A 20,401-nucleotide genomic window follows, 5' to 3' on the forward strand; every position below is an offset into this window, starting at 1 on the left:
TGAAAGCGGGCTTCGCGGGACGCGGCGGCGCGGGCGTCCGGCTCTGCCGCGAGCCTACCCGGCGGCCCGGCCCGTCCGGGGCCCCGCCCGGAAAGCGGGACGGCGCCCGGGGAGGACGGCGCCCGGAAACGGGACCGCCCGCCCCTGCCGGTGGCAGGAGCGGGCGGGACGTACCGAAGGAAGCGCCGGTCAGGCGGTTGCCGCCGGGTCGGCGGGGGTCGGCGCCCCGTCGGTCCCGGCCGGTGCCTCGGCGGACGCCGCTTCCGCGGCCTTCCGCTGGTCCGCGGCGGCCCGGATCCCGCGCCACGCGGACTCGGCCGCCTGCTGTTCCGCTTCCTTCTTGCTGCGGCCGGTGCCGGTGCCGTACGAGACACCACCGACGCGGGCGGCAGCGGTGAAGGTCTTCTCGTGGTCCGGACCGGTCTCGGTGACCAGGTACTCGGGCACGCCGAGGCCCTCGGCCGCCGTGAGCTCCTGGAGACTGGTCTTCCAGTCCAGGCCGGCCCCGAGGTTCGAGGACTTCTCGATGAGCGGGTCGAAGAGCCGGTGGACCAGCTCCGAGGCCGCGTCGAGGCCCTTGTCGAGGTAGACCGCGCCGATCACCGCTTCGAGGGTGTCGGCGAGGATGGAGGCCTTGTCCCGGCCGCCCGTGCCCTCTTCGCCCCGGCCGAGCCGGATGAAGGAGCCCAGGTCGAGGCCGCGGCCGACCTCCGCCAGCGCACGCGAGTTGACCACCGCGGCCCGGAGTTTGGCCAGCTGGCCTTCCGGCAGGTCGGGGTGGGTCGTGTACAGCGTGTCGGTGACCACCAGGCCCAGGACGGAGTCCCCGAGGAACTCCAGCCGCTCGTTGGTGGGCAGACCGCCGTTCTCGTACGCGTACGAGCGGTGGGTCAGCGCACGCACCAGAAGGGCGGACTCAAGTTGATACCCGAGCCGCCCTTCCAGAAGCGTGTGGGACGAGGCCGCGTTGTTACTGTCTGCCTGCTTCTCAGCGTTGGACAGCTCAGACATTGCGCCTCTCACCAGCCGCTCAGACCTCGAGGACCTGGCGCTTGTTGTAGGTGCCGCAGCTCGGGCACGCGATGTGCTGGAGCTTCGGCTCCTGGCAACGCTCGCACGAAACCAGGGTGGGGACCGCAGCCTTCCACTGCGACCGGCGGTGGCGCGTGTTGCTGCGCGACATCTTCCGCTTCGGAACAGCCACGGCTACTTCTCCTGCTTCTCGGCGGCGCTCTGAACTCCGTCAGATGCAGTGCCGCTCATGTTGTCCTTCTCGCCGTCCTGATCGGTCACGACGAGTTCCTGCAATGCCGCCCAACGGATGTCGACGGCGTCGTGGTGGTGTTCCGGGTCGTCGTTCAGGCTGACCCCGCAGTCGGGGCACAGTCCGAGACAATCCTCCCGGCACACCGGCTGCATGGGCAGTGCGAGCACCACCGCGTCCCGCAGCACGGGTTCGAGGTCGAACAATCCGTCCTCAAGGAAGAGCATGTCCTCGTCGTCCTCGGCGTCGTCGGCCGGCTCCGCCTTGGGGCGGCCCCGGTCGTCGGCGTCAGGGTACGAGAACATCTCCTGGAAGTCCGCCTTGAGCTCGCGCTCGACGGACTCCAGACACCTTACGCACTCCCCCACGGCCTTTGCACGGACGGTGCCTGTGACAAGCACCCCTTCCATGACCGACTCCAGGCGGAGCTCGATCTTCACCGGGGCGCCTTCCGGCACTCCGATGACGTCGACGAGACCGAAGTCCGCCGGCGCCTCGACCTCACGGGACAGCCGCTGCATGGCACCAGGACGCCGGCCCAGCTCGTGCGTGTCGAACACGAGGGGGTTGCGGTGGTCGAGGCGGGTGTTCAGGGCCGTTCCTGCTTTCACAGATCGCTGAAGATCAAAGATTTCGCTGCTCAAGGGCAGCATGGATCGCAGCGGATACGCGCGACCGAAGAGCCAGGATACCCGCCGCTTCGCTCAGAGCCCAATCCGGGCTAGCGACCCTGTTCGTACTGGCGCAGCTGATCCAGGTTGATCATGCTCGTGTCGAAGAAGCTGGTCTCGTCGAGCGCCGGCTGCTGCGGGTGGTGGGGCTGCGGATGCCGCTGGTCGGCGTGGTGCGCGGCGTACACCGCCCCGGTGGAGCCGGTGCCCGCGCCGGCGTACGGGTCGGGCTGCGGGGCGTAGCCGTACGGGTCGGGCTGCTGCGCATAGCCGGACGCGTACGGGTCCTGGTAGGCGTAGCCGTCCTGCTGCGGGGGCTGCGGGTAGGGCGTGGCGTAGGCCGCCGCCGCGTAGCCGTCGTAGACCGGGGCCGCCTGGGCGGGGATCGCCGGCGGCTCCGGCTCGGCCAGCCCGGCCAGGAAGTCCGCGTCGCTGGACGGGCGCACGTGCTGGTCGCCCGCCGCGTCCTGGGCGGCCATGTGCGCGCCGAGGTCGTCGGTGGGCACCCGGCCCAGCAGCTTCTGGCGGCCGCGGCCGACCGCCTCCAGGGTCTTGGCGAGCACCGCCTCGACGGTGGCCAGCTTGGTGTCCACGTACGCGTCCGCCTGCTCGCGCCGGACCAGCGGGTCCGGGCTCGGCTCGGGGGCGCCGCTGTCGTCGAAGCCCCGGTCGTCCAGGCCCGGCCCGCGGCCCAGCAGCTTCTCGCGGCCGCGGTCCACGGCCCCGATGGTCTTGCTGAGGACCACCTCGAAGTTGGCGAGCTTGCTGTCGACGTAGTCGTCGGCCTCGGCCCGGATCTCGGCGGCCTCCCGGCGGGCATCGGCGAGGATGCGGTCGGCCTCGGCCTGCGAGCGGCGCGCGATCTCGGTGTCGGAGATCAGGGAACCCCGCTGGGCGTGTGCCGACTCGATGATCCGGTCCGCCTCCCGGCGGGCCTCCTCGACCATCTGGTCGCGCCCGCCGATCAGCTCCCGGGCCTGGGCCAGCGAGCCCGGCAGGGCCTGGCGTACCTCTTCGAGCTGTGCGAGGAGCTCCGCGCGGTTGACCACGCAGGAGGCCGACATGGGCATCGACCGGGCACCGCCGACGGCCGCGACGATCTCGTCCAGCTTCTTCTGTACGTCCATGGGGGCTCGCGCTCTCTTCGCCTCGGACTGACGGGACGACTGTAGGCCCACGGAGCGGACACGCGGGACGGGACGGGGGAACCTCAGCCCCCCGTCCACCGGCTCACTCGGCGCGCAGCCGTTCGATCAGCGCGGCGTGGACGTGTGCGGGGAGCAGGTGGGCGACGTCGCCGCCCCAGGCAGCGACCTCCTTGACCAGCGAGGAGGACAGGAAGCTGTAGGTCGGGATGGTGGGGACGAACAGCGTCTCGACGCCCGACAGGCCCATGTTCATCTGGGCCATCTGGAGCTCGTAGTCGAAGTCGCTGACCGCGCGCAGGCCCTTGACGATGGCCGGGATGTCCCGCTGCTTGCAGAAGTCGACGAGGAGGCCGTGGAAGGACTCCACCTGAACGTTTCCGTAGCCGGCGGTGGCCTCGCGGATCAGTTCGATCCGCTCCTCGACGGTGAACAGGCCCTTCTTCGCCGGGTTGATCATCACGGCGACGTGGACGACGTCGTAGAGCCTGGAGGCGCGTCCGATGACGTCGAGGTGCCCGTTGTGGATGGGATCGAAGGACCCCGGACAGACCGCGCGGCGCAACTGAGCTCCCTCGTTCATGAGTCTTCGCTGGTGGAGGCGGCGCGACCGTACCAAAGGGTGCCTTCGCCGTACTTGCGCGAGCGCAGCGGACCGAACCCCTCCGGCCACGGGAACGGGCCGCTCCTGGTGCTGCGCTCCACGGTGACGAGGGCGTCGTCGGTGAGCCAGCCATTGGCACGGAGTGTGAGGAGGATCTCCCCGAGTTCACCGTGCCCGACGGCGTACGGGGGGTCCAGGAAGACGATGTCGTACGGGTCCCCGGGCGCGGCGGACGCGACGATCTGCTCGGCCTTGCCGGGCCGGAACTCGGCGCCGGGCAGGCCCAGGGTCCTGATGTTGTCCCGGATGGCCTTGGCGGCCTTGGCGTCGGCCTCGACGAGGAGGGTGTGGGCGGCGCCCCGGGAGAGGGCTTCCAGGCCGACGGCGCCGGAGCCGCCGTAGAGGTCGAGGACCCGTGAGTCCTGGACGCCGTGGAGCGACTCCCACGTGGAGAAGAGCCCTTCGCGCATCCGGTCGGAGGTCGGGCGGGTGCCGGTGCCGGGCGGCACGGCCAGCCGCCGGCCGCCGGCGGTGCCGGCGATCACGCGGGTCATCTGGGGTCCTTCTGTGCGGCGGTCGTCGGAGGCCGGGGCCTCCGTTCTGGCCTCCCACGATAGGTCGTGCCGCTCAGCCCTTCTCCAGGTACTGCTCGCGCTCGGTGTCCAGCAGGGCGTCGAGGGCGGTGCGCAGGCCGGGCAGGTGCTCCAGTGCGGGGTCGGCGGCGACCACGCGGGCGGCCTCCTCCCGGGCCTCGGCGATGACCTCCTCGTCCTCGATGACGGCGAGCATGCGCAGGGAGGAGCGGACGCCGGACTGGGCCTGGCCGAGGACGTCACCCTCGCGGCGCTGTTCGAGGTCGATCCGGGAGAGTTCGAAGCCGTCGAGGGTGGCGGCGACGGCGGCGAGGCGGGCGCGGGCGGGGCTGGCCTCGTGCATGTCGCTGACGAGCAGGCACAGTCCGGGGGCGGAGCCGCGGCCCACGCGGCCGCGGAGCTGGTGCAGCTGGGAGACGCCGAAGCGGTCGGCGTCCATGATGACCATGACCGTGGAGTTGGGGACGTTCACGCCGACCTCGATGACGGTGGTGGCGACGAGCACCTTCACCTCGCCGGCGGCGAAGCGGCGCATGACGTCGTCCTTGTCGGCGGGGTCCATGCGGCCGTGCAGCACCTCGACGGAGAGCCCGGCGAGGGGGCCGGCGGTGAGCTGTTCGGCGATCTCCAGGACGGCGAGCGGCGGGCGCTTCTCGGCCTCGTCCTCGGCGGAGGCCTTCTTCTTGCCCTTGGGGTCGTCCTCGCCGTCGCCGATGCGCGGGCAGACCACGTACGCCTGGTGGCCGTTGCCGACCTCCTCGCGGACCCGCTCCCAGGCCCGGCTGAGGAAGTGCGGTTTGTCCTTGGCGGGCACGACGTGGGTGGCGATGGGGGAGCGGCCGGCGGGCAGCTGGTCGAGGACGGAGGTCTCCAGGTCTCCGAAGACGGTCATGGCGACGGTGCGCGGGATGGGGGTGGCGGTCATGACCAGCAGGTGCGGCGGCTGCTTGCCCTTGGAGCGCAGGGCGTCGCGCTGTTCGACGCCGAAGCGGTGCTGTTCGTCGACGACGACCAGGCCGAGGTCGTGGAACTGCACCTTGTCCTCGATCAGGGCGTGGGTGCCGATGACGATCCCGGCCTCGCCGGTGACCAGGTCGAGGAGGGCCTGGCGGCGGGCGGCGGTCCCCATGGAGCCGGTGAGCAGGACCACCTTGGTGCCCTGGTCGGAGCCGCCGAGCATGCCGCCTTCGGCGAGCTCGCCCATCATCTCCGTGATGGAGCGGTGGTGCTGCTGGGCGAGGACCTCGGTGGGGGCGAGCATGGCGGCCTGGCCGCCGGAGTCGACGACGGCGAGCATCGCCCGCAGGGCGACCATCGTCTTGCCGCTTCCGACCTCGCCCTGGAGGAGGCGGTGCATGGGGTGGCTGGTGGCGAGGTCGTCGAAGATCTCCCGGGAGACCTTCTGCTGGCCTTCGGTGAGGGTGAAGGGGAGCTTCGCGTCGAAGGCGTCGAGGAGGCCGCCGGGGGTGGGGCGGCGGGCGACGGCCGGGAGCTGGGAGTCGGCGTGCCGGCGGCGGGCGAGGGCGACCTGGAGGACGAAGGCCTCGTCCCATTTCAGGCGGCGGCGGGCGTCCTCGATGTCGGCTTTGGTGGCCGGGCGGTGGATCTTGAGGAGGGCCTCGGTGAGGGGGACCAGTCCGCGGCCGTCGCGCAGGGCGGGCGGGAGCGGGTCGAGGGCCTCGCCTGCGCGGGGCAGGACGGCGTCCACGCATTTGGCGATCTTCCAGGACTCCAGCTTGGCGCAGGCCGGGTAGATCGGGATCAGCTGGCCGGCGAAGGCGGTGGCGGCGTCCCGGTCGGAGGCGTCGCCGCCGAGGGGTTCGTACGCCGGGTGGGCGAGCTGGAGTCTGTGGTTGAACCGGGAGACCTTGCCCGCGAACATCGCGCGGCTGCCGGGCAGCAGCTCCTTGTGCGGCTTGTGGACGCCGGCGCCGAAGAAGACGAGCTGGAGGCGGCCGCTGCCGTCGGTGATGGTGACCTCCAGCCGCTTGCCGCGGCCCCCGTTGAAGGTCAGGATCCGGGCGTCGGCGACCTGGGCGACGACGGTGACGTGCTCGTCGATCTGGTCGGCGAGGTCCGCGAGCGAGGTCAGCTCGCCGCGCTCGGCGTACCGCCGGGGGTAGTGGTGGAGCAGGTCCAGGGCCGTGTGCAGGCCGAGCTGCTCGGCGAGCACCTTGGCGGTGGCGGGGCCGAGGGTCTTCTTGAGGTCTTCGTCGAGCGCGGGCACGTGTTCCATTGCACACCATGCCTGTGACAGGGCCGCTATTCGACTCCGATGAGCAGGGGCGCCGAGTGCCTGCCGCCGCTGTAGGTGACGGTGTCCACGGCCAGGTGGGCCTGCTGGACGTACGCCTCCAGTCGGGCGGCGAGGGTTTCGGGTGCCTCGGGTCCGAGGACGAGGGTGACCAGTTCGCCGCCGGAGCCGAGCATCCGCTCCAGGACCGCCTCGGCCGTCTCGGGCAGGCCGGCGCCGATGACGGCGACGTCGCCGTCGATGAGCCCGAGCACGTCCCCGGCCTGGCAGATCCCGGCGGAGGTGAAGGACTGCCGTTCGGCGACGGCGAGTTCCCCGTAGCGGGTGGCGCCGGCGGCGGCGGTCATGGTGACGACGTCCTCGTCGAAGCTGGCCTGCGGGTCGTGGACGGCGAGGGCGGCCAGGCCCTGGACGGCGGACCGGGTGGGGATCACGGCCACCCGTACGCCGTCGGCGCGGGCCTGCTCGGCGGCGGCGCCGGCGGCCGCCCGGAGTTCGGCGCTGCCGGGCAGCAGGACCACCTCGCGGGCGTGGGCCCGGCGGACGGCGTCGAGCAGGTCGGCGACGGCGGGCGGCTCTCCGGGGCGGGCGGGGACGGTGCTCGCGCCCGCCTCCCCGTACAGTGCGGCCAGCCCTTCTCCCTGGACGACGGCCACGACGGCCCGCTGGGCGCGGGGGGCGCTGGCACGGCGGCGTTCGTCACCGAAGTGGGTGATGCGGATCCGGTACGGCCGGCCGGCTTCCACTCCGGCTTCGACGGCCGCGCCGGGGTCGTCGACGTGGACGTGGACGTTCCACAGCCCGTCCCCCCCGACCACCACCAGGGAGTCGCCGATTCCGTCGAGGGCGGTGCGCAGCGCGCCGACGGCCTCCTCGGAGGCCTCCAGCAGGTAGATCACCTCGTAGCCGGGCCCGCCTTCCTCCTGGGCGCAGGGCTCGGGGAGGCGTTCGACGGGCACGGCCGGACCGTGGACGGGCTCGGTCTCGGGCTCCTGGCCGGACAGGGCCTGCCAGAGCGCCCCGAGGACGGCGACCAGTCCGCAGCCCCCCGCGTCGACGACCCCGGCCCTGCCGAGGGCGGCCAGTTGCGCGGGGGTGTCGGCGAGGGCCGCGCGGGCCCCCTCGTAGGCGGCCCGGGCCACGTCGGCGGCGGTCCCGGAGACGGTTCCGGCGGCACGGGCGGCGGCCCCGGCGACGGTGAGCATCGTGCCCTCGACGGGGTGTGCGACGGCCTGGTAGGCCTCCTCGGCGGCCCGCTCCAGGGCCTGTGCCAGCAGCGGGCCGGGGGCGCGGCCGGCGGGGTCGGCGCCGAGGACGTCGGCCACGCCGCGCAGCAGCTGGGCGAGGATCGTCCCGGAGTTGCCCCGGGCGCCTATGAGCGCGCCGTGCGCGTAGGCCCGTACGGCTTCGGGCAGGGAGGCCGGGGAGGGCCGGGCTGTGCCGTCGGTCACGCCGGGGGCGGAACGGGCGAAGGCCTCGGCCAGGGCGCGGTCGGCGGACTGGGCGGTCAGGTAGAGGTTGGTGCCGGTGTCGGCGTCCGCGACGGGGTAGACGTTGATGGCGTCGATGTCCGTCCGGGCCCGGCCCAGCGCCGTCAGGGCCAGGGAGCTCCAGGTGCGCACCGCTTCGGCGTCGAGGGTGTGCGGCTCGGGCTCGTGCGCCACCGGGCGTTCCTCCTTGTGCGGGCCAGGGTTCACCGCAGGGTAACGAAGGACGGCCGCCCACCCGGGACGCCGGGGCGGAGTCCGGCCCCGTCATGGTAGTTTTCTCGGACCCAAGCAGTCGTTGTATGCTGCTCAGGTTGCCCGTCGAGAGTCGGGTCATTCGTCCGGCAAGCCACTTCAGATCTCTGATTCCGGTGTGCCGGATTCCACCGTAATTGCATCTGAAGTCTTGGAGTGACCTGTGGCTGCCAACTGCGACGTTTGCGCCAAGGGGCCGAGCTTCGGCAACAACATCTCCCACTCGCACCGCCGCACCTCGCGTCGCTGGAACCCGAACATCCAGCGCGTCCGTGCCGTGGTCAATGGGACGCCGAAGCGCCTCAACGCCTGCACCTCGTGCATCAAGGCCGGCAAGGTCTCGCGCTGACGCCTCCCGTCGTCGTAGCGCAGCCCTTTCCGGTTGCCAAGAAGGCCGGTCCACCTCTGGTGGGCCGGCCTTTTGCCTTGTCCGGGGCCTCCGGGGAGCAGCCCTTGACGGTCAAGGGCTGCTCCTGACGCCTCAGCGCCACCGCCAGGCGTGGTCCACCGGGCCGATGCCGCCGCCGAGCGCGAAGCCGGCGGCGATGGCACCGGTGACGTACTCCTTGGCCGCCGTGACGGCCTCCGGGACGGGCAGGCCCTTGGCCAGGCCCGCGGCGACCGCGCTGGCGAGGGTGCAGCCGGTGCCGTGCGTGTGCCGGTTGTCGTGGCGGGGTGCCCGCAGCCACAGCTCCTCGGAGCCGTCGGTCAGCAGGTCCACGGCCCGGCCGCCGTGCGCGGCGAGGTGGCCGCCCTTGATCAGCGCCCAGCGGGGCCCGTGGCCGAGGACCGCGTCGGCGGCCCGCCGCATGCCGTCCTCGTCCTCGACGACCACCCCGGTCAGCTGCGCCACCTCGTCGAGGTTCGGTGTCGCGACCGTGGCCAGGGGGAGCAGCTCGCCCCGTACGGCGTCCAGTGCCGAGGCGGCGAGCAGCGCGTCACCGTGCTTGGAGACCCCCACGGGGTCCACGACCACCGGGGCGTCGGTGCCGGCCAGCAGCCCCGCGACGGTCTCCACCAGGACGGCGGAGGAGAGCATGCCGGTCTTGACGGCCTGCACGCCGATGTCGTCCACGACGGCCCGGTACTGGGCCGTGACGGCCTCGGCGGGCAGTTCCCAGGCCCCCGTCACCCCGAGGGAGTTCTGTGCGGTCACGGCGGTGACCACGCTCATGCCGTGCACGCCGAGCGCGAGCATGGTCTTGAGGTCGGCCTGGATGCCCGCGCCGCCGCCGGAGTCGGATCCGGCGACGGTCAGGCACAGCGGCGGGGGCCCGCCGGCCCGGCTCACGGGGCCTCGCCCTCGACCGGGTCGGCCCCGAAGTGGTCCCAGCCGCCGGTGCTGGTCCAGGGGGCGCCGTCCACGGTGACCTGGGGCAGGGCGGAGCGGTGCTGGACCTCGCCGATGACCTTCCAGCGGGCCGGAAGCTTCACGTCGGGCGGGAAGGTGGCCACGATGGCGTGGTCCTCTCCCCCGGTGAGCACCCACTGGAGCGGGTCGACGCCGACGGCCTGGCCGATGTCGTGCATCTGGGTCGGGATGTCCACGGCCCCCGAGCGCAGGTCGATCCGTACGTGGCTGGCCTCGGCGATGTGCCCGAGGTCGGCGATCAGGCCGTCGCTGACGTCGGTCATGGCGGTGGCGCCGAGTCCGGCGGCCGCCGGGCCCGCGTGGTACGGCGGCTCGGGGCGCCGGTGCGCCTCGACGAAGGCCCGCGGCGAGCGGAAGCCGCGCGAGAGCACCGCGTAGCCGGCGGCGGACCAGCCGAGCCAGCCGGTGACGGCCACGACGTCGCCGGGGCGGGCGCCGGAGCGCAGCACGGGCTCGTGGTTGCGCAGGTCGCCGAGGGCGGTGATGGAGACGGTGATGGTGTCCCCGCGGACGACGTCGCCGCCGACCACGGCCGCGCCGGCGACCTGGCACTCGTCGCGGATGCCGTCCATCAGTTCGGTGGGCCAGGTGACCGGCAGCTCCGCCGGGACCACGAGGCCGAGGAGGATGGCCGTCGGCACCGCGCCCATGGCGGCGATGTCGGCCAGGTTCTGCGCGGCGGCCTTGCGGCCGACGTCGTAGGCGGTGGACCAGTCGCGCCGGAAGTGCCTGCCTTCCAGCAGGATGTCGGTGCTGGCCACGACCCGCCGGTCGGGGGCCGACACGACCGCGGCGTCGTCGCCCGGCCCGAGCCGGACCGCCGGGGTGGTGGTGAGCCGTGAGGTGAGCTCCCTGATGAGCCCGAATTCCCCCAGCTCGCCCACAGTGCCCTTCATCGCTGTGCCCCTTCTTGGCAAGTCCGCTTGCGGTCGCGAGCCGTCACAGCTCTGGGTACCGTCAACAGATACGTCAACTTCTGGTCTGTGTACGCCCCGCTGTGCGTGGCGCCTGGTCTGCGGGTCTCCCCGTGGCACCCGGCGACGCGGTACCGTGGCGTCCCTTCTTCCCCCGGCCCTTCCGATTCTGTCGGGCCCATCCGAAGGTTAGGGGAAATGATCCTCGTGGCCGCCCTGGAGGTTCCGTGGTACAGGCGTACATCCTCATCCAGACCGAGGTGGGCAAGGCGTCGGTCGTCGCCGAGTCCATCGGGAACATCGCGGGGGTGATCCAGGCCGAGGACGTGACGGGGCCGTACGACGTCATCGTGCGCGCCCAGGCCGACACCGTCGACGATCTCGGCCGCATGGTGGTCGCCAAGGTGCAGCAGGTGGAGGGGATCACCCGCACCCTGACCTGCCCCGTGGTCCATCTGTAGCCCCCGTCTACTCTTGGCCGGTGATGTCTTCGCACCGCCGGCCCCTGCGTCTGATGGCCCTGCCCGCCCTGGCGGCGGGCCTGGCCCTGGCGGGCTGCTCCCCCGGGGCCTCGACGGCCCGGGTGACTCCGCCGCCCGCGCCGCCCGCCGACGTCGCGGGGCTCTGTGCCGCACTGCACAAGGAGCTTCCGGAGACGGTGTCCGGGCTGGAGCGGACCGCCACCGAACCGGCGTCGGACCTGACCGCCGCGTGGGGCGGCCCGGCGATCGTACTGCGGTGCGGGATCCCCAAGCCCGCGAAGATGGCCGATCCGAAGGCGGACGGCGTGGAGGTCAACGGCGTCGGCTGGCTGGTGGAGCGACCCGCGGACGGCGGTCTGAAGTTCACCACCGGCTCGCGGCTCGCCTACACGGAGGTCTGGATCGACAAGGAGCACGCCACGGACGCGAGCATGCTCGTGGACCTGTCCGCCGCCGTGGCCAGGACCGTGCCGGTCGGGATCTCCTCGTACTGACCCGCCCCCTCCCCCGCGCACACCGCCGCCCGCCAGGGTTCCTCCTGGCGGGCGGTCGGCTGTACGGGGCCCCGGGGTCCCCCCGGACGGGGAGGCCCGGGGGCTAGCGCAGGCCGGTGGAGCGGCGCAGGGCGGCCTGGATCAGCCGGTCCACGAGCTCCGGGTACTCGATGCCCGACTCCTGCCACATGCGGGGGTACATCGAGATCGGCGTGAACCCGGGGAGGGTGTTGATCTCGTTGATGACGAAGGTGCCGTCCTCGGTGAGGAAGAAGTCGGCGCGGACCAGCCCCTCGCAGGAGGCGGCCTCGAAGGCCTCGATCGCGAGCCGCTGGACCTCGGCGGTCTGCTCCGGGGTGAGCGGAGCGGGGACCAGGCCGGCGGCGGAGTCGATGTACTTCGCCTCGAAGTCGTAGAAGTCGTGGCTGGAGACCGGCGGGATCTCCGCGGGCACGCTGGCGCGCGGCCCGTCCTCGAACTCCAGCACGCCGCACTCGATCTCGCGGCCGCGCAGCAGCGCCTCCACGACGACCTTCGGGTCGTGGCGGCGGGCCTCGTGGATGGCCGCGTCGAGCCCGGAGGCGTCGTCGACCTTGGTGATGCCGATGGAGGAGCCGGCGCGGGCGGGCTTCACGAACAGCGGCCAGCCGTGTTCGGCGGCGAAGTCCAGGACCTTGGCCGTGGCGGCGTCCCGGTCGGCGTCCCACTCGCGGGGGCGGATGGTCACGTACGGGCCGACGTTCAGCCCGTAGGAGGTGAACACCCGCTTCATGTAGTCCTTGTCCTGGCCGACGGCCGAGGAGAGGACGCCGCAGCCGACGTACGGGATCCCGGAGAGCTCCAGGAGGCCCTGGAGGGTGCCGTCCTCGCCGTAGGGGCCGTGCAGCACGGGGAAGACGACGTCGACCTCGCCCAGTGCCTTGGGGACGGAGCCCGGCTCGGTGTAGACGACCTCGCGGCTGGCGGGGTCCACGGGCAGCACGACGGTGCCGTCCTGGGACTCCGCCAGCGACTCCACGTCGGGGAGGCGGCGGTCGGCGATGGCCATGCGCTCGGGTGCGTCGGCGGTCAGCGCCCACCGGCCGTCCGTGGTGATGCCGATGGGCAGCACCTCGTACTTGGAGCGGTCGATGGAGCGCAGCACAGCGCCCGCGGTGACGACCGAGATGGCGTGTTCCGAGCTGCGGCCGCCGAAGACGACGGCCACGCGGGGCTTGCGGCCCTGCTGCTCAGGGGTCTGGGGGAGGTTCTCGCTGCTCATATCGCCACGAGAGTACCCGCTCAAGCGTCCGGAAAGGTGTCAGTGACGTTCCGGTTTGGCGCTGCGGCCCATGAGTTCCTTCAGGGCGACCAGCGTGGGCTTGCCGTGGTGGACGATGTCGACGACCGTCTCGGTGATCGGCATGTCGACCCCGTACCGGCGGGCCAGATCCGCCACGGACTGGCAGGACTTGACCCCCTCGGCGGTCTGCCGGGTGACCGCGATGGTCTCCTCCAGGGTCATCCCGCGGCCCAGGTTCGTGCCGAAGGTGTGGTTCCTGGAGAGCGGCGAGGAGCAGGTGGCGACGAGGTCACCGAGGCCGGCGAGGCCGGAGAAGGTGAGCGGGTCGGCGCCCATCGCCAGGCCCAGGCGGGTGGCCTCGGCGAGGCCCCGGGTGATGAGCGAGCCCTTGGTGTTGTCGCCCAGGCCCATGCCGTCGGCGATGCCGACGGCGAGGCCGATGACGTTCTTGACGGCGCCGCCGAGCTCGCAGCCGATGACGTCGGTGCTGGTGTACGGCCGGAAGTACGGGGTGTGGCAGGCGGCCTGGAGGCGCTGGGCCACGGCCTCGTCCACGCAGGCGACGACGGAGGCGGCGGGCTGGCGGGCGACGATCTCACGGGCGAGGTTGGGGCCGGTGACGACGGCGACGCGCTCGGACGGGACCTTGGCCACCTCCTCGATGACCTCGCTCATCCGCTTGGCGGTGCCCAGCTCGATGCCCTTCATCAGGGAGACGAGGACGGTGTCGGGGGCGAGCAGCGGGGCCCACTCGGCCAGGTTGCCGCGCAGCGTCTGGGAGGGGATCGACAGGACGGTGAAGTCGGCGTCGCGGGCCGCCTCGGCCGGGTCGGTGGTGGCGCGCAGGTTCGCCGGGAGCTCGGCGCCGGGGAAGTAGTCCGGGTTGGCGTGGTCGGTGTTGATGGCGTCGGCGACCTCCGGGCGGCGGGCCCACAGGGTGACCTCGCAGCCGGCGTCGGCGAGCACCATGCCGAAGGCGGTGCCCCAGGAGCCTGCCGAGAACACGGCCGCCTTGACGGGACGCGTCACTTGGAACCCTCCCCCGCGGCCTTGCGCCGCTGTTCCGCCCTGGCCTTGCGGTGGTCGTAGGGCTCGTCCGGGGCCTTCTCTCCGCGCAGTTCCTCCAGGAGCGCGGTGATGTCGGCCATGATCGCCTCCGTGGCGCCCTTGAGGACCTCCGGAGTGGGGTCCTTGCCGTAGAAGGCCGAGAGGTCCACGGGCGGCCCGGCGAGCACCTGGAGGGTCTTGCGCGGGAACAGGCGGACCTTGTTCTCCTTGGCGTACGGCGGCATCACGAGGTTGGCGCCCCACTGGGCCACCGGAATGACGGGGGCCTCGGTGATCAGTGCCACGCGGGCGACGCCCGTCTTGCCGGCCATCGGCCACATCTCCGGGTCCCGGGTGAGGGTGCCCTCCGGGTAGAAGGCGACGCATTCGCCGCGCTCGACGGCGTCCACGGCGGCCCGGAACGCGTCCAGGGCGTTGGTGGTCTCGCGGTAGACGGGGATCTGTCCCGATCCGCGCAGGATCGCGCCGACGAACGGCACCTTGAAGAGTCCGGCCTTGGCCAGCAGCCGGGGCACCCGGCCGGTGTTGTACTGGAAGTGCGCGTAGGACAGCGGGTCCAGATACGAGTTGTGGTTGACGGCGGTGATGAACCCGCCGTCGGCCGGAATGTGCTCCATTCCCCGCCAGTCCCGCTTGAAGAGCACTACCAGCGGCGGTTTTGCGATGACCGCCGCCAGGCGGTACCAGAAGCCGATTCTGCGGCGGGACACTCGAAGCACCTTCCTCTAGGACCGGGGCGTGCGTCGGCCCCTTCCAGCGGTGGCTGGTGGAGCGCGGCACCTCGTGGGCCGGACAAGTGTCGCCCCGGGTCCGGTCTCTGTCGAGAACACCGTACGCCCCGGCCGGACCGGCCGACCCCCCTCCGGCGGGTCTGAGGCGACAATGGGCCCACTGATGACCGGGCCGTGACCCGCCCGTGGCCGGGGCGGGTGCGGCCGCGCACCGGAGCGAAGGAGCCCGCCACGAACGCCGTCTGGAGCCTGGTGGTCCCCCTGAAGCCCCTGGCGCTGGCCAAGAGCCGGCTGGCGGCGGCCGTGGGCGCTTCCCGTCCGGGGCTGGCCCTGGCCTTCGCGCAGGACACGGTGGCGGGCGCGCTGGCCTGCGCCTCGGTGGCGGATGTGGTGGTCGTCACGGACGACGCGGTGGCCGGCGCGGAACTGGCCCGGCTCGGGGCGCGCATCCTGCCGGACGCCCCGGGGGCGGGGCTCAACGCGGCGCTGGACCACGGCGCGCGGGCCGTGCGCGCCCGGCGGCCGGGGGCACCGCTGGCCGCGATGAACGCGGATCTGCCGGCACTGCGCCCGCCGGAATTGCTACGTGTGCTCGATATCGCCTCCGCATTTCCCCGGGCATTTCTCGCGGATGCGGCGGGAATCGGAACGACCCTCCTTTCCGCCGGCCCGGACGTGGAATTGGCACCCGCGTTCGGCGGCCCGTCCCGGGCCCGGCATTCCGCGTCGGGAGCGGTGGAAATAGCCCTCGCCGACGTCGAGAGCGTACGGCGGGACGTGGACACCGGGCCGGACCTGCGCAGGGCCCTGGCCCTCGGCGTCGGCCGGCACACGGCCCGATACAGTGCGCGTATGCAGGCGACCGCGTACACGTACGACTCCCAGACCCGCAGCGGCAGCGTGCTGCTGGACGACGGCACCCCGGTCCCCTTCGGGGCCGAGGCCTTCGACGCGGGGGGCCTGCTGATGCTGCGGCCCGGGCAGCGGGTGCGCATCGAGACGGACGGCGAGGGCGCCGACCTGCGCGTCACCCTGGTCACCCTGCAGACGTTCTAGCCCCGGCGGCTCCCGCCCCCCTGTGACGTGCGGGGGAACGCACCGCGGGCCGGCTTCCCCCGCGGGGAAGCCGGCCCGGCGTGTGTGACTCGTGCCCTTACTTCTTGCGGGCGGTGGTCTTCTTCGCGGTGGCCTTGCGCGTCGCCGTCTTCTTGGCGGGCGCCTTCGTCGCGGTGGCCTTCTTGGCCGCCGGGGCGGTCTTCTTCGCGGTGGCGGTGGTCTTCTTCGCCGCCGCCGTGGCCTTCTTCGCCGGGGCGGCCTTCTTGGCGGCCGCCGTGGTCTTCTTCGCCGCCGTGGACTTCGCGGCGGCCGTCTTCTTGACGGTCGGGGTGGCCTTCTTCGCCGTCGTCTTCTTCGCGACGGCCTTGGTCGCCGTGGTCTTCGCGGCGGCCTTCTTGGCGGTGGTCGCCTTCTTGGCGGCGGCCTTCTTGACCGTGGCCGAGGCGCCGCCGGTCAGGCTGCCCTTCGGGGCCTTCTTCACGGCCACCTCGTCGCCCTTGGGGAGCTTCTTGGTGCCGCTGACCAGGTCCTTGAAGCCCTGACCCGCACGGAAGCGGGGGACGGAGGTCTTCTTGACCCGGACGCGCTCACCCGTCTGCGGGTTGCGCGCGTAGCGGGCCGGGCGGTCGACCTTCTCGAACGAGCCGAAGCCCGTGACCGAGACCCGGTCGCCCGCGACGACCGCGCGGACCATCGCGTCCAGTACCGCGTCGACCGCGTCGGCGGCCTGCTGGCGGCCGCCCAGCTTGTCGGCAATCGCTTCTACGAGCTGCGCCTTGTTCACGTCTTCCCCTTCGGAGACCTCGCCAGAACGAATGTGTTCAAGCTTATTTCGCACGTTAGGCGGATATATACCGCAAATCAAACACGAAACGGGCTAATCACCCTAGTGCCGCAACGATGTGAGCCGTTACGGAGTTCCTTCGCATCAGTCGCCTTCAGGGAATCGACCCTCGTCGAGGTCCTTCATCAACCTGTCCAGGCGCCTTGCCGCGTCGGCGAGATCATGCTTCGCCGCGGCAGTGACGACCAACAGCTTCCGGGACAGCGTCATCCTTACGCCCTCCGGGACTTGCAGTGCGCGCACCCTTGCGTGTGCTTCTTTCAACCGGTCCGCGACGAGCTCGTAGAGGTCGAGTTGACTGTCGCGTTCCATGCACAGATTGTGCCATCTGGGGCGAGTTGTCGCCTCACGGGGCCTCAACATACGGCTGTGCCCCCCGCCCGAAGGCGGGGGGCACAGTGTTGCCAATGCGATCACCCGAGGGTGAATAAGCGCTGATCAGGCAGGAATCAGACGCGAATCGTCCGCGGCTTGAAGGCGGGGCGGGTGCTTTCGTAGGCGTCGATGTCGGCTTCGTTCTGAAGGGTGAGCGAGATGTCGTCCAGTCCTTCCAGCAGACGCCAGCGCGCGTTGTCGTCGAGTTCGAACTCCGCCTCGACGCCCTCGGCTCGGACCTTCCGCTCGACCAGGTCGACGGTGATCTCGGCGGTCGGGTCGGCCTCGGTGAGCTCCCACAGCCGGTCGACGGTCTCCTGCGGCAGGACGACGGTCAGCAGTCCGTTCTTCAGCGAGTTGCCGCGGAAGATGTCGGCGAAGCGGGAGGAGATGACGGTCTTGAACCCGAAGTTCTGCAGGGCCCAGACGGCGTGCTCGCGCGAGGAGCCGGTGCCGAAGTCCGGCCCGGCGACCAGCACGGTCGCACCGGCGCGCTCGGGACGGTTGGTGACGAACTCCGGGTCCTTGCGCCAGGCCTCGAAGAGCCCGTCCTCGAACCCGTCGCGGGTGATCTTCTTCAGCCAGTGGGCCGGGATGATCTGGTCGGTGTCGACGTTGCTGCGGCGCAGCGGGACGGCACGGCCGGTGTGGGTGGTGAAGGCTTCCATGGTTCAGACTCCGGCGGTGGCGTTGGCGTCGGACAGGTCGGCGGGCGAGGCCAGATGGCCCAGCACGGCGGTGGCGGCGGCCACCTGCGGGGAGACCAGGTGGGTGCGCCCGCCCTTGCCCTGCCGGCCCTCGAAGTTGCGGTTGGAGGTGGACGCGGAACGCTCACCGGGGGCGAGTTGGTCGGGGTTCATGCCCAGGCACATGGAGCAGCCCGCGTGCCGCCATTCGGCGCCGGCGTCCTTGAAGACCTTGTCCAGGCCCTCCTCGACGGCCTGGAGGGCGACCCGGACGGAGCCCGGGACGACCAGCATCCGTACGCCGTCGGCGACTTTGCGGCCCCCGATGATCCCGGCGACGGCGCGCAGGTCCTCGATGCGGCCGTTGGTGCAGGAACCTACGAAGACGGTGTCGACCTTGATCTCGCGCAGCGGCTGCCCGGCGGTCAACCCCATGTACTCCAGGGCCTTTTCGGCGGCCAGGCGCTCCGAAGCGTCCTCGTACGAAGCCGGGTCGGGGACGTTGGCCGACAGCGGCGCGCCCTGGCCCGGGTTGGTGCCCCAGGTGACGAACGGGGAGAGCGCGGAGCCGTCGATGACGACCTCGGCGTCGAAGACGGCGTCCTCGTCGGTGCGCAGGGTCTTCCAGTAGGCGACGGCCGCGTCCCAGTCCTCGCCCTTGGGCGCGTGGTCGCGGCCCTGCAGGTAGTCGAAGGTGGTCTGGTCGGGGGCGATCATGCCCGCGCGGGCGCCGGCCTCGATCGACATGTTGCAGATGGTCATGCGGGCTTCCATCGAGAGCTTCTCGACGGCCTCGCCCCGGTACTCCAGGATGTAGCCCTGGCCGCCGCCGGTGCCGATCTTGGCGATGATCGCCAGGATCAGGTCCTTGGCGGTGACACCCTCGGCCAGCTCCCCGGTGACGGTGATGGCCATCGTCTTCGGGCGGGCCAGCGGCAGCGTCTGGGTGGCCAGCACGTGCTCGACCTGGCTGGTGCCGATGCCGAAGGCCAGCGCGCCGAAGGCGCCGTGGGTGGAGGTGTGGGAGTCACCGCAGACCACGGTGGTGCCCGGCTGCGTCAGACCCAGCTGCGGGCCGACGACGTGCACGACACCCTGCTCGACGTCACCCAGCGAGTGCAGGCGGACACCGAACTCGGCGCAGTTCTTGCGCAGCGTCTCCAGCTGGGCCCGGGAGACCGGGTCGGCGATCGGCTTGTCGATGTCCAGGGTGGGGGTGTTGTGGTCCTCGGTCGCGATGGTGAGGTCCAGCCGCCGGACCTTGCGGCCGGCCTGGCGCAGCCCGTCGAACGCCTGCGGGCTGGTCACCTCGTGCAGCAGGTGGAGATCAATGAAGAGGAGATCGGGCTCGCCCTCGGCGCGCCGGACGACGTGGTCGTCCCAGACCTTCTCCGCGAGTGTCCTACCCATCGCTCTTTCCCTCCGGCTCACCGTCCCGGATCCAGTGGTTCGTGGACCCGTACATACAGACTCGCTGGTTCTTGGAAAATTTGAACTTGCGTTTCACAGTGTGAGACGTGAATATCGTTTCATGGACAACTCTAGCGGCGTCGGCGTTCTCGACAAGGCAGCTCTGGTATTGAGCGCACTGGAGTCCGGTCCGGCCACCCTCGCCGGGCTGGTCGCGGCGACAGGGCTCGCACGACCCACGGCACATCGCCTTGCCGTGGCACTGGAACACCACCGGATGGTGGCGAGGGACATGCAGGGCCGGTTCATCCTCGGTCCGCGGCTGGCAGAGCTTGCCGCCGCGGCCGGCGAGGACCGCCTGCTGGCCACGGCGGGACCGGTGCTCACGCACCTCCGTGACGTGACGGGCGAGAGCGCGCAGCTCTACCGCCGTCAGGGCGACATGCGCATCTGCGTGGCGGCCGCCGAGCGGCTGTCGGGCCTGCGGGACACCGTCCCGGTGGGCTCCACGCTCCCGATGAAGGCGGGATCGGCGGCGCAGATCCTGATGGCCTGGGAAGAGCCCGAGCGGCTCCACCGAGGCCTTCAGGGCGCCCGCTTCACGGCGACGGCCCTGTCCGGCGTACGGCGCCGCGGCTGGTCCCAGTCGATCGGCGAGCGGGAACCCGGCGTGGCCTCCGTCTCGGCGCCGGTGCGCGGCCCCTCGAACCGCGTGGTGGCCGCCGTGTCGGTCTCCGGCCCGATCGAGCGCCTGACCCGCCACCCGGGGCGCATGCACGCCCAGGCCGTGATCGACGCCGCCGCCCGCCTCTCGGAGGCCCTGCGCCGCTCCGGCTGAGGCCCGCCCCGGCCCCAGCCCCCCCCTTCTCCGCCACAACCCCCGGGCCCGGGGGCGCGCACGACGCCGCACACGTCCGAACTCGCGCCTCCGGGCCCGCACTTGTCCGCGGACCGGAACCCTCCGGGAACGACGAAGAGGCCCTCCGCGATGATCGCGGAGGGCCTCTTCTCATGTACCCCCGACCGGATTCGAACCGGCGCTACCGCCTTGAGAGGGCGGCGTGCTAGGCCGCTACACAACGGGGGCTAGCTTTACTGCGGTACTGCGCTGGGCTACCAGGACTCGAACCTAGAATAAGGGAACCAGAAACCCTCGTGTTGCCAATTACACTATAGCCCAATGGTCTAGACCAGCCAGACCTTGGTACCCCCGACCGGATTCGAACCGGCGCTACCGCCTTGAGAGGGCGGCGTGCTAGGCCGCTACACAACGGGGGCCCTAGCGATCCTGCATCAAGATCTCCGGGAGCGACCCTGGAGATCCCGCGGGAAGGATCTGTACCCCCGACCGGATTCGAACCGGCGCTACCGCCTTGAGAGGGCGGCGTGCTAGGCCGCTACACAACGGGGGCAA

The 20,401-nt window shown here is 71.7% G+C and carries 21 protein-coding genes, 4 tRNA genes and 1 pseudogene; 5 read left to right on the forward strand and 21 right to left on the reverse strand.

Annotation, left to right across the window (positions count from 1 at the left end; genetic code table 11):
- Positions 1-189: 189 nt before the first annotated feature.
- The 8 genes from rnc to WDV06_RS16515 form a co-directional block, all read right to left on the reverse strand.
- Positions 190-1,011: a ribonuclease III gene (gene rnc, locus WDV06_RS16480; protein WP_395510498.1), complete on the reverse strand. Its 822-nt coding sequence runs from the start codon at positions 1,009-1,011 to the stop codon at positions 190-192.
- 19 nt (positions 1,012-1,030) lie between these two features.
- A complete protein-coding gene (rpmF, locus tag WDV06_RS16485; protein ID WP_003965982.1) occupies positions 1,031-1,204 on the reverse strand; it encodes a 50S ribosomal protein L32 in 174 nt (57 codons plus the stop codon).
- Positions 1,205-1,206: 2 nt separating this feature from the next.
- A complete protein-coding gene (locus WDV06_RS16490; protein WP_395510499.1) occupies positions 1,207-1,917 on the reverse strand; it encodes a YceD family protein in 711 nt (236 codons plus the stop codon).
- Between the two features lie 68 nt (positions 1,918-1,985).
- On the reverse strand, positions 1,986-3,062 hold the full coding sequence (locus WDV06_RS16495; protein WP_395510500.1) for a DivIVA domain-containing protein: 1,077 nt from the start codon (positions 3,060-3,062) through the stop codon (positions 1,986-1,988).
- 103 nt (positions 3,063-3,165) lie between these two features.
- Positions 3,166-3,645: a pantetheine-phosphate adenylyltransferase gene (coaD, locus tag WDV06_RS16500; RefSeq protein WP_395510515.1), complete on the reverse strand. Its 480-nt coding sequence runs from the start codon at positions 3,643-3,645 to the stop codon at positions 3,166-3,168.
- A gap of 14 nt (positions 3,646-3,659) precedes the next feature.
- Positions 3,660-4,238 (reverse strand): 16S rRNA (guanine(966)-N(2))-methyltransferase RsmD, encoded by a 579-nt coding sequence (gene rsmD, locus WDV06_RS16505; RefSeq protein WP_395510501.1) that lies wholly within the window; start codon positions 4,236-4,238, stop codon positions 3,660-3,662.
- A 73-nt stretch (positions 4,239-4,311) separates the two neighbouring features.
- Positions 4,312-6,513 carry an ATP-dependent DNA helicase RecG gene (recG, locus tag WDV06_RS16510; protein ID WP_395510502.1) on the reverse strand — a complete coding sequence of 734 codons (2,202 nt, stop codon included), beginning with the start codon at positions 6,511-6,513 and terminating at the stop codon, positions 4,312-4,314.
- A gap of 26 nt (positions 6,514-6,539) precedes the next feature.
- The gene (locus tag WDV06_RS16515) at positions 6,540-8,195 is read right to left on the reverse strand and encodes a DAK2 domain-containing protein (RefSeq protein ID WP_395510503.1); all 1,656 of its coding nucleotides are present in this window, start codon (positions 8,193-8,195) and stop codon (positions 6,540-6,542) included.
- A 241-nt stretch (positions 8,196-8,436) separates the two neighbouring features.
- Between WDV06_RS16515 and rpmB the strand changes: the two genes are divergently transcribed.
- On the forward strand, positions 8,437-8,622 hold the full coding sequence (gene rpmB, locus WDV06_RS16520; RefSeq protein WP_007266795.1) for a 50S ribosomal protein L28: 186 nt from the start codon (positions 8,437-8,439) through the stop codon (positions 8,620-8,622).
- A 132-nt stretch (positions 8,623-8,754) separates the two neighbouring features.
- Here the strand turns inward: rpmB and thiD are convergent, their stop codons facing one another.
- Together thiD and WDV06_RS16530 are read right to left on the reverse strand one after the other, a co-directional pair.
- Entirely contained in the window at positions 8,755-9,564 is an 810-nt protein-coding gene (thiD, locus tag WDV06_RS16525) for a bifunctional hydroxymethylpyrimidine kinase/phosphomethylpyrimidine kinase (RefSeq protein ID WP_395510504.1), read from the reverse strand.
- The gene (locus WDV06_RS16530; protein WP_395510505.1) at positions 9,561-10,541 is read right to left on the reverse strand and encodes a thiamine-phosphate kinase; all 981 of its coding nucleotides are present in this window, start codon (positions 10,539-10,541) and stop codon (positions 9,561-9,563) included. The genes thiD and WDV06_RS16530 overlap by 4 nt, the downstream gene beginning before the upstream one ends.
- 245 nt (positions 10,542-10,786) lie before the next feature.
- On the opposite strand from WDV06_RS16530, the gene WDV06_RS16535 reads away from it, so the two are divergent.
- Positions 10,787-11,020, forward strand: coding sequence for an Lrp/AsnC ligand binding domain-containing protein (locus WDV06_RS16535; RefSeq protein WP_042816780.1), 234 nt, complete (start codon positions 10,787-10,789; stop codon positions 11,018-11,020).
- Positions 11,021-11,043: 23 nt separating this feature from the next.
- A complete protein-coding gene (locus WDV06_RS16540; RefSeq protein WP_395510506.1) occupies positions 11,044-11,535 on the forward strand; it encodes a DUF3515 domain-containing protein in 492 nt (163 codons plus the stop codon).
- Positions 11,536-11,638: 103 nt separating this feature from the next.
- On the opposite strand, the gene WDV06_RS16545 is transcribed toward WDV06_RS16540, so the two are convergent.
- Genes WDV06_RS16545 through WDV06_RS16555 form a run of 3 tightly spaced genes read right to left on the reverse strand, consistent with a single transcriptional unit; the run spans position 11,639 to position 14,595 of the window.
- Entirely contained in the window at positions 11,639-12,796 is a 1,158-nt protein-coding gene (locus tag WDV06_RS16545) for a D-alanine--D-alanine ligase family protein (protein WP_395510507.1), read from the reverse strand.
- Between the two features lie 39 nt (positions 12,797-12,835).
- Positions 12,836-13,846, reverse strand: coding sequence for an NAD(P)H-dependent glycerol-3-phosphate dehydrogenase (locus tag WDV06_RS16550; RefSeq protein WP_395510508.1), 1,011 nt, complete (start codon positions 13,844-13,846; stop codon positions 12,836-12,838).
- Positions 13,843-14,595 carry a lysophospholipid acyltransferase family protein gene (locus WDV06_RS16555; protein WP_395510509.1) on the reverse strand — a complete coding sequence of 251 codons (753 nt, stop codon included), beginning with the start codon at positions 14,593-14,595 and terminating at the stop codon, positions 13,843-13,845. The genes WDV06_RS16550 and WDV06_RS16555 overlap by 4 nt, the downstream gene beginning before the upstream one ends.
- A gap of 219 nt (positions 14,596-14,814) precedes the next feature.
- Between WDV06_RS16555 and cofC the strand changes: the two are divergent.
- Positions 14,815-15,471: pseudogene (cofC, locus tag WDV06_RS16560) on the forward strand (2-phospho-L-lactate guanylyltransferase); the annotation flags it as partial.
- Positions 15,472-15,769: 298 nt separating this feature from the next.
- On the opposite strand, the gene WDV06_RS16565 reads toward cofC, so the two are convergent.
- From WDV06_RS16565 to leuC, 4 genes are all read right to left on the reverse strand, one after another.
- Positions 15,770-16,456, reverse strand: coding sequence for an HU family DNA-binding protein (locus WDV06_RS16565; protein WP_395510510.1), 687 nt, complete (start codon positions 16,454-16,456; stop codon positions 15,770-15,772).
- Between the two features lie 144 nt (positions 16,457-16,600).
- Positions 16,601-16,828, reverse strand: coding sequence for an SCO5555 family protein (locus tag WDV06_RS16570; RefSeq protein ID WP_395510511.1), 228 nt, complete (start codon positions 16,826-16,828; stop codon positions 16,601-16,603).
- Positions 16,829-16,965: 137 nt separating this feature from the next.
- Positions 16,966-17,559 (reverse strand): 3-isopropylmalate dehydratase small subunit, encoded by a 594-nt coding sequence (gene leuD / locus WDV06_RS16575; protein WP_395510512.1) that lies wholly within the window; start codon positions 17,557-17,559, stop codon positions 16,966-16,968.
- A gap of 3 nt (positions 17,560-17,562) precedes the next feature.
- Positions 17,563-18,987, reverse strand: a complete 1,425-nt coding sequence (gene leuC, locus WDV06_RS16580) for a 3-isopropylmalate dehydratase large subunit (protein WP_395510513.1) — start codon at positions 18,985-18,987, stop codon at positions 17,563-17,565.
- A 121-nt stretch (positions 18,988-19,108) separates the two neighbouring features.
- Between leuC and ndgR the strand changes: the two genes are divergently transcribed.
- Positions 19,109-19,825 (forward strand): IclR family transcriptional regulator NdgR, encoded by a 717-nt coding sequence (gene ndgR, locus WDV06_RS16585; protein WP_351884172.1) that lies wholly within the window; start codon positions 19,109-19,111, stop codon positions 19,823-19,825.
- 176 nt (positions 19,826-20,001) lie between these two features.
- Here the strand turns inward: ndgR and WDV06_RS16590 are convergent.
- The 4 genes from WDV06_RS16590 to WDV06_RS16605 all read right to left on the reverse strand — a co-directional run bounded on the left by WDV06_RS16590 (position 20,002) and on the right by WDV06_RS16605 (position 20,399).
- Positions 20,002-20,074: transfer RNA gene (locus WDV06_RS16590), tRNA-Glu, on the reverse strand.
- Between the two features lie 21 nt (positions 20,075-20,095).
- Positions 20,096-20,167, reverse strand: a tRNA-Gln gene (locus WDV06_RS16595).
- Between the two features lie 22 nt (positions 20,168-20,189).
- Positions 20,190-20,265: transfer RNA gene (locus WDV06_RS16600), tRNA-Glu, on the reverse strand.
- 61 nt (positions 20,266-20,326) lie between these two features.
- A tRNA-Glu gene (locus tag WDV06_RS16605) sits at positions 20,327-20,399 on the reverse strand.
- Positions 20,400-20,401: the final 2 nt, after the last annotated feature.

The sequence above is a fragment of the Streptomyces racemochromogenes genome (assembly GCF_044129415.1).
In the GTDB taxonomy this organism is placed as follows: Bacteria; Actinomycetota; Actinomycetes; order Streptomycetales; family Streptomycetaceae; genus Streptomyces; species Streptomyces racemochromogenes_A.